This window comes from Streptomyces sp. NPDC006332, from assembly GCF_040612855.1.
In the GTDB taxonomy this organism is placed as follows: domain Bacteria; phylum Actinomycetota; class Actinomycetes; order Streptomycetales; family Streptomycetaceae; genus Streptomyces.
The window spans coordinates 110428-118473 of the sequence record NZ_JBEXRA010000029.1; the positions used below are offsets into that span (position 1 = coordinate 110428).

An 8046-nucleotide genomic window follows, 5' to 3' on the forward strand; every position below is an offset into this window, starting at 1 on the left:
ATGACGACCGCACACGAGCCGGACCTCGTTCTGGGCGCGCTCGGGTCCATGGGCGCGCCCCTGGACTGCACCGGCTTGAGCCGCCTCGATCTGGAGGGGCCGCAGGTGTTGTGGCTGGTGGCGGCCGGCGCCGTCGACCTGTTCGCGGTGGACGCCGACGAGCAGGGCCACTGGCACCACCTGGGCCGCCTGGAGGCGGGCTCACTTCTGCTGGGTCCGGTGGCCGGGCCCGAGCACACCCTGGTGGCGCGGCCGCTCAGGGACTGTGTGGTGCGCCGGATCGGTCTGCGCGAGCTGTACCAGCCCGCGAACACCGAGACCTGGTCCTATGACGAGTACGGCAACCCGCAGTACGTGCCGCCGACGACGAGCCCGCTGGAGTACGCCCTCGCCCTGGGCGTCGGCCGCAGCCTGTCGATCCTCTTCCAGGCGCCGATGGCCACCGAACGGGCCGCCGCGCTCACGGATGACGACGTGTTCTGGATGCAGGTCCCGCCGGGCAGTGTGCAGTACGGCTCGCTGTACGGCGCCGAGGCGGCCGCCGACCTGCTGATGGACCCTGCGGTGTGGCAGAGCATGGTCGATCAGCAGTACCGGCTGCTGACCACGCTGGATCGCTGGATCGAGCAGCTGGAGCACACCCACGAGACCCGCACGGCGGCCGGGATCAAGGCCGGTGAGGCGGTCCGCGCGCAGGCCGACCGGACGCTGCTGGCGTCGATCGGCAAGCGGTCCGACCGACGCACCACGGCAGCCGACGCGGACGCCAGTCACGCCGCGTGCAAGCTGGTCGCCGAGGCGGCCGGGATCACGCTCGCCGAGCCGGCGCAGTCCGGCACCGAGAGCGACCGTCTCGACCCGGTCGAACGGGTCGCGATCGCGTCCCGCGTGCGCACCAGGGCCGTCCGGCTGGACGGGCGGTGGTGGCACGACAACGTCGGCCCGCTGGTGGGCCACCGGGCCCTGTCCGGCGCGCCGGTCGCGCTGCTGTGGCGGCGCGGCGGGTACGTGGCCGTCCATCCGGCGACCGGCCGGGAGACGCCGATCGAGAAGGCGAACGCGGAGGAGTTCGAACCGCGTGCGGTGATGTTCTACCGTCCGCTGCCCGACCGGCCGCTGACGCCGCTCGGGCTGCTGCGTTTCAGCATGCGCGGCACCGGCGGCGACCTGCGGAACCTGCTGATCAGCGGTCTGGTGACGGTCGCGATCGGTGCGCTGGTGCCGATCGCGACCGGCAAGGTGCTGGGCGAGTTCGTGCCGAAGGCGCAGACCGCGCTGATCGTGCAGGTCTGCCTCGCCGTGATGGTCAGCAGTGTGGTGGCGGCGGCCTTCATGCTGCTGGAGAACCTGACGATCCTCCGCCTGGAGGGCCGGATCGAGTCCACGCTGCAACCGGCGGTGTGGGACCGGCTGCTGAGGCTGCCGACGAAGTTCTTCACCGAGCGCTCCACGGGCGAGCTGGCGAGCGCCGCCATGGGCATCAGCGCGATGCGCAGGATGATGGCGGGCATCGGTCCGGTGCTCGCCCAGTCGGTGACCGTGGGCGCGATGAACCTGGGGCTGCTGTTCTGGTACAGCGCCTCGATGGCGTTCGCGGCGATCGGCATGCTCGTCGTCATCGCCGCGGTGTTCCTGGGGCTCGGGCTGTGGCAGGTGCGGTGGCAGCGGCGGCTGGTGGTGCTCGGCAACAAGCTGAACAACCAGGCCTTCCAGACCCTGCGCGGCCTGCCGAAGCTCAGGGTGGCGGCGGCCGAGAACTACGCCTACGCGGCTTGGGCGTCGGAGTTCGCGCGCAGCCGGGAACTCCAGCAGAAGGTGGGGCGCATCAAGAACCTCACCACGGTGATGGGCGCGGTGTACCTGCCGCTGTGCACCCTGCTGATGTTCATGCTGCTGGCGGGCCCGGCGCGCGGGGTGATGTCGGCGTCCGCGTTCCTCACCTTCAACACCTCGGTGACGATGCTGCTGACGGCCGTCACCCAGCTGACCGGCTCCTTCGTCTCGGCGGTGGCCGCGCTGCCGCTGTTCGAGGAGATCAAGCCGGTCCTGGAGGCCACGCCCGAGGTGCGTACGGCCAGCACCCGGCCCGGCACGCTCTCGGGGGGCATCGAGGCCCGCCGGCTGTCGTTCCGCTACTCGGACGACGGTCCGCTGGTCCTGGACGACGTCTCGTTCGACATCCGGCCCGGTGAGTTCGTGGCGGTCGTCGGCCCGAGCGGCTGCGGCAAGTCGACCCTGCTCAGGCTGCTGATCGGCTTCGACCCGCCGGTCTTGGGCAGTGTGCTGTACGACGGTCAGGACCTGGCCGCGCTCGACCAGTCCGCCGTACGCCGGCAGTGCGGGGTGGTGCTCCAGCACGCGCAGCCGTTCACCGGCTCGATCCTGGACGTGATCTGCGGCACCGAGCCGTACACGCCGGAGGAGGCGATGGCGGCGGCCGAGATGGCGGGGCTCGCCGAGGACATCAAGCGGATGCCGATGGGCCTGCACACGATCGTCTCGGGCAGCGGCGCGGTCTCCGGCGGCCAGCGGCAACGCCTCATGATCGCGCAGGCACTGATCCGCCGTCCACGCATCCTCTTCTTCGACGAGGCGACCAGCGCCCTCGACAACGAGACCCAGCGCACGGTCATCGAGAGCACCAAGGCCCTGAACGCCACCCGCGTCGTCATCGCGCACCGCCTGTCGACCGTCATGGACGCCGACCGCGTGATCGTGATGGAGGACGGCAAGGTCGCCCAGCAGGGCCCGCCCGCCCAGCTCCTCGCGGACACCGGCGGTCGGCTGCACGAGCTGGTGCGCCGCCAGATGGCCTGACGCGTCAGGCGTCGGGACCGAGGCGGACACGGCCGAGCTTCCCCCCTTGCAGCGAAACGTTGCCGTTTCGCTGGAAGTGCTCTACTCTCCAGGTGTACGAAACAGTTTCGTTTACGTGCCTGTCATCTTGACCAACTTCCCTGGAGTGTGGGTTCCCCGATGTCACAGAAAACGCTGACTGAAAGAAGCGCGGAGGGCGCCGCGACTGCGCCGGACGGCGCCTCGTCGAAGAAGTGGTGGATCCTCGCGGTCATCGCCCTGGCCCAGCTGATGGTGGTCCTGGACGCCACCATCGTGAACATCGCACTGCCGTCCGCACAGGCCGACCTCGGGTTCTCCGACGGCAACCGGCAGTGGATCGTCACCGCGTACGCGCTGGCCTTCGCCTCACTGCTGCTGCTCGGCGGACGCATAGCCGACCTGTTCGGCCGCAAGCCGGCCTTCCTCATCGGCATCGTCGGTTTCGCGGCGGTCTCCGCGGTCGGCGGCGCCGCGACCAACTTCGAGATGCTGGTCACGGCTCGCGCCCTGCAGGGTGCCTTCGGCGCACTCCTCGCGCCCGCCGCGCTCTCCCTGCTGAACACCACGTTCACCGACGCCCGCGAGCGCGCCAAGGCGTTCAGCGTCTACGGTGCCATCGCCGGCGCGGGCGGCGCGGTGGGCCTGCTGCTCGGCGGCGTCCTGACCGACACCCTCGACTGGCGCTGGACGCTGTACGTCAACGTCGTCATCGCCGTCCTCGCCTTCGCGGGCGGCTGGGTCCTGCTGTCCAACAAGCGCGACGCCTCGAACGCCAAGCTGGACGTGCCGGGCACCGTTCTGGTCGCCGCCGGTCTGTTCTCCCTGGTCTACGGCTTCTCCAACGCCGAGACGCACGACTGGGACTCGCCCGCCACCTGGGGTTTCCTGATCGCCGGCGGTGTGCTGCTTGCCGCGTTCGCCTGGTGGCAGACCCGTGCCGCGCACCCGCTGCTGCCGCTGCGCATCCTGCTGGACCGCAACCGCGCGGCCTCCTTCTTCGCCGTGCTGATCTCCGGCGCGGGCATGTTCGGCGTGTTCCTCTTCCTCACCTACTACCTCCAGCTGAACCTGGGCTTCAGTCCCACCAAGACCGGTGTGGCGTTCCTGCCGATGGTGGCCGCGCTGATGGTGGCCTCGCAGGTCGGCACCACGATGCTGGTGCCGCGGATCGGGCCCAAGGCGGTCATTCCGCTGGGCTTCGCGATCGCCGGCGTCGGCATGGCGTGGCTGACCGGGATCGGTGTCGGCTCGTCCTACACCAGCGCGGTGCTGCCGCAGCTCATCGTGACCGGCATCGGTCTCGGCCTGGTGATGCCGCCGGCCATGCAGATGGCCACCGGCGGAGTAAGGGCCGAGGACGCGGGCGTCGCCTCCGCCACGGTCAACGCCATGCAGCAGGTGGGCGGTTCGATCGGCACGGCACTGCTGAACACACTGGCCGCCAGCGCCGCCGCCGACTACCTGGCCGGGAAGAACCCGGCCGACAAGCTGGTGCGGGCCCAGGCGACGATCGAGAGCTACACCACCGCCTTCTGGTGGTCGGCGGGCTTCTTCGCCGCCGGTGCGCTCATCGCGGGCCTGCTCTACCGGCGCGGGGTGCAGGAGCAGGACCCGGACGCCGCGCCCGTCGTCCACATGTGACCCGAACCGTCTGAGCCGCCAGGTCCGAGGGGCCGCCGTCCGCAGGGAGACGGCGGCCCCTCCGCACGCTCCCGTCCAGCTGGGCGCCGCACCTACCCGGTCCCGCCCAACCGGACGGCGGGGCAGGGCAGTTGGCCGGTACCCGGCCCCCCGTGCGGTCCTCGACGTTGGGCGCGGGGCCAACTGGGTACCCACGGGCTATGCGAATCAGCGTGGTGGACGTGGGCTCGAACACCGTCAGACTTGCGGTCGCGGACGCGGAGGACGGGGTTCCGTTGCCGGTCCACACCGCCAAGTGGCGCCTGCGGCTGTCCGACCAGGTGCGGCCGGGGGGGTCGATTCCGGACGAAGCCGTCGAACGGCTGGTGGACGCCGTGGCCGAGGCGAGCCGGACCGCGACCAGGTGGGGTGCGGCGAACCCGCTCGCCTTCGCGACCGCGGTGGTACGCAACGCACCGAACCGCCAGGAGGTGCTGCGGACCGTCCGGGCGCGGACCGGGGTCGAACTGTCCACTCTGCCGGGTGAGGTGGAGGCGGAGCTCACCTTCCTCGGCGCACGCCGCTGGATGGGCTGGCGGTCCGGGCCGCTCGCCCTGCTGGACATCGGCGGCGGCTCGCTGGAAGTGGCCTTCGGCCGCGGCCGGGTGCCGGACTTCGTGGCCTCGCTGCCGCTCGGCGCGGGCCGCCTCACCCACGAGTTCTTCGAAGGCCAGGACCCGCCGTCGCCGGAGCAGGTCCGGGCGCTGCGCCGCAAGGTCCGCCACCAGCTGCGGGACGCCGCGGCCCGGATCCGCTGGGAGGGACCGCACACCGCGGTGGCCACCTCACGCACCTTCCAGCAACTGGGCCGCCTGTGCGGTGCTGCGCCCGGGCGGCACGGCCCGTTCATGGAACGCCGGTTGCACCGGGACGACCTGCGGGAGGCGACCGTCCGCCTGGCCGCCCTGTCCACCGCCGACCGTGCCCTGCTGCCCGGCATCTCCGCGCCGCGCGCCGCGCAGAGCCTGGCCGGCGCGGTGGTCGGACACACCGCGATGAAGCTGACCGGGATCAAGACCCTCACGCTCTGCCCGTGGGCGATCCGTGAGGGAGTGCTGCTGCGGCACATCGAGGACGGGCCGTCCTGGTGGGCGGAGATCACCCGCCGCACCGAGGCGGCACCGCCGGACCCGGTACCGCTGCGCATCGCGACCGCCACGAGCTGACCCGGGAAAACCCGCGAGGAACGGGCCGGACGGGGAAGCCGTAGAAGCACAGCCACGACGGAAGAAGGGAGCCGACCATGGCCGACACCGGGAAGAACGACCGGAACGAGCCGCCCGAGACCGCTCTCGAAGAGGTCCTGCGGGAGATCGAGGACGCCGAGACCCGCACCGAGGACTCAGACGAACGGCGCTCACGCCGCGGCGAGGCCGGTGAGGCCATCACCCCGAACACCCGAGCCCAGGAGGAGTCCGAGGGCGAGTGACCTGCCCGGACGGCGCGCCCGCGGGACTCTTCGCAGGAGCCGCGCCGTCCGGGCACGTCCCGTGGGCGGGCCCATTCGGACGGGTGGCCCGGCACCGGCGGGGTACCCGGCGCGCATGCCACACGAGAGCCAGGAGCCACTTCTGCCGGCCCCACGGGGGCCGGTCTCGGCAGCCGTCGCCCAGTACCTGCGGGGCGCCGGACCGCTGCCGCGCCCCGAGGACGTCGCGAACGCGCCCGTCTACGGCGACGATCTCCAGCTCGCCCTGTACCTCTGCTACGAGCTGCACTACCGCGGCTTCGCGGGCGTGGCCCCGGAGTGCGAGTGGGACCCGGACCTGCTGCGCACCCGGGCCGCGCTGGAACACCGTTTCCTGTCCGCGCTGCGTGCGGACACCCCCGTCCACGACAGCGTCGAGGACGCGCTCGCGGGGATCCTGGTCGAGCCCGTCGACGGTACGGGTGTCTCCCACCATCTGCGCGACCGGGGCGAACTGTGGCAGGTGCGTGAGTACGCCGCCCAGCGCTCCCTCTACCACCTCAAGGAGGCGGACCCGCACGCCTGGGTGCTGCCGAGGCTGTGGGGCCGGGCCAAGGCGGGGATGGCGGCGGTGGAGTTCGACGAGTACGGCGGGGGCCGCCCGGATCGCGTGCACGCCCGCCTGTACGCCGACCTCATGGCCGACCTGGGCCTGGACACCACGTACGGCCGATACCTGGACGCGGCCTCGGCCGAGCTGCTGGCCACCGTGAACCTGATGTCCCTGTTCGGGCTGCACCGCTCACTGCGAGGCGCCCTGGTGGGTCACTTCGCGGCGGTCGAGATCACCTCCTCCCCCGGGTCCCGCCGACTGGCCGAGGCGATGCGGCGCACGGGGGCCGGAGCCGCCGCCGAGTTCTTCTACGACGAGCACGTCGAGGCCGACGCGGTCCACGAGCAGGTCGTACGCCATGAGGTCATCGACGGTCTGCTCGACCAGGAGCCGCACCTCGCGCCGGACGTCGCCTTCGGCATCGACGCCACCGGACATGTCGAGGACCGTTTCGCCGCCCGGCTGCTCGCCGACTGGAACGCGGGCCGCTCGTCGTTGCGCATGCCCCTGACATCCGAAACATCAGGAATCTCCTGAATGTCCCGGGGTACTCGGAGGTGGTGAATCCACTGGTGCTTCCACTGGTCCTCCCAGGTGTGTACTGCCCTCAGGAGGACACCGCCCTGCTGACCGGGGCCCTGTCCGAAGAGCCGATCCCGCCGGGAGCGGAGGTGCTCGACGTGGGAACCGGGAGCGGGGCGCTGGCCATCGAGGCCGCCCGCCGCGGTGCCCGGGTGACCGCGGTGGATGTCTCGCGGCGTGCGGTGTGCACGGCACGCCTGAACGCCCGGGTGGCGGGCGTGCCCATCCGCGTCCGGCGCGGGAACCTCTTCGCCCCGGTGCTGGGCCGGTCCTTCGATTTCATCCTCACCAACCCGCCGTATGTGCCCTCCCCCACGGGCCTGCGGCCGCCCCGCGGCCGGGCCCGGGCGTGGGACGCGGGGCACGACGGGCGGGTCGTCCTGGACCGGATCTGCCAGGAGGCACCCACGCTGCTCAGGCCCGGCGGGGTCCTGCTGATGGTGCACTCAGGGCTCAGCGACCCCGCCCGGACACTCGATCACCTGCGTACCGCCGGACTGAAGGCCTCCGTGATCCGACGCAGCCAGATCTCGTTCGGTCCGGTGCTGCGGGGGCGGGAGAAATGGCTGCGGGGGCGCGGGCTGCTGTCCCCCGCCGACAAGCAGGAAGAGCTGGTGGTCGTCCGTGCCGAACTCCCCGTCTGACCCGCCCCGCAGAATCTCGATGCAGCGCCGGGGGCCCCTGCTGGTGGAGGGCCCGGTGGAAGTGGAACTGGAGGACGGCACCACGGTGTCCTCCGACCGGTTCCGCGTCGCCCTGTGCACCTGCCGCCGCAGCCGCCGCTACCCCTGGTGCGACACCAGCCACCGCGACCGGGCGTGAATCCCGCCCGGCCCTGATATCCGGAAACGGGGGTCGGCGGACGGCCCCAGCGGTAGTCCTCGGAGGCATGGGCACCGTCAACGGCCCCATCCTCGGCGCCACC

General features: G+C 71.8%; 7 protein-coding genes. All 7 read left to right on the forward strand.

Annotation, left to right across the window (positions count from 1 at the left end; translation table 11 throughout):
• The 7 genes from ABZ027_RS25190 to ABZ027_RS25220 all read left to right on the forward strand — a co-directional run bounded on the left by ABZ027_RS25190 (window position 1) and on the right by ABZ027_RS25220 (window position 7943).
• The gene (locus tag ABZ027_RS25190; protein ID WP_356772042.1) at window positions 1-2817 is read left to right on the forward strand and encodes an NHLP bacteriocin export ABC transporter permease/ATPase subunit; all 2817 of its coding nucleotides are present in this window, start codon (window positions 1-3) and stop codon (window positions 2815-2817) included.
• A gap of 159 nt (window positions 2818-2976) precedes the next feature.
• On the forward strand, window positions 2977-4479 hold the full coding sequence (locus ABZ027_RS25195; protein ID WP_356772044.1) for an MFS transporter: 1503 nt from the start codon (window positions 2977-2979) through the stop codon (window positions 4477-4479).
• A gap of 200 nt (window positions 4480-4679) precedes the next feature.
• Window positions 4680-5684: a Ppx/GppA family phosphatase gene (locus tag ABZ027_RS25200; RefSeq protein ID WP_356772046.1), complete on the forward strand. Its 1005-nt coding sequence runs from the start codon at window positions 4680-4682 to the stop codon at window positions 5682-5684.
• A 77-nt stretch (window positions 5685-5761) separates the two neighbouring features.
• The gene (locus ABZ027_RS25205; RefSeq protein WP_356772048.1) at window positions 5762-5947 is read left to right on the forward strand and encodes a hypothetical protein; all 186 of its coding nucleotides are present in this window, start codon (window positions 5762-5764) and stop codon (window positions 5945-5947) included.
• Window positions 5948-6062: 115 nt separating this feature from the next.
• Complete coding sequence (locus ABZ027_RS25210) at window positions 6063-7076, forward strand: iron-containing redox enzyme family protein (protein ID WP_356772050.1); 1014 nt, start codon at window positions 6063-6065, stop codon at window positions 7074-7076.
• A gap of 35 nt (window positions 7077-7111) precedes the next feature.
• The gene (locus ABZ027_RS25215) at window positions 7112-7765 is read left to right on the forward strand and encodes a HemK2/MTQ2 family protein methyltransferase (RefSeq protein WP_356772052.1); all 654 of its coding nucleotides are present in this window, start codon (window positions 7112-7114) and stop codon (window positions 7763-7765) included.
• Complete coding sequence (locus ABZ027_RS25220; RefSeq protein ID WP_356772054.1) at window positions 7746-7943, forward strand: CDGSH iron-sulfur domain-containing protein; 198 nt, start codon at window positions 7746-7748, stop codon at window positions 7941-7943. The genes ABZ027_RS25215 and ABZ027_RS25220 overlap by 20 nt, the downstream gene beginning before the upstream one ends.
• Window positions 7944-8046 lie beyond the last annotated feature (103 nt).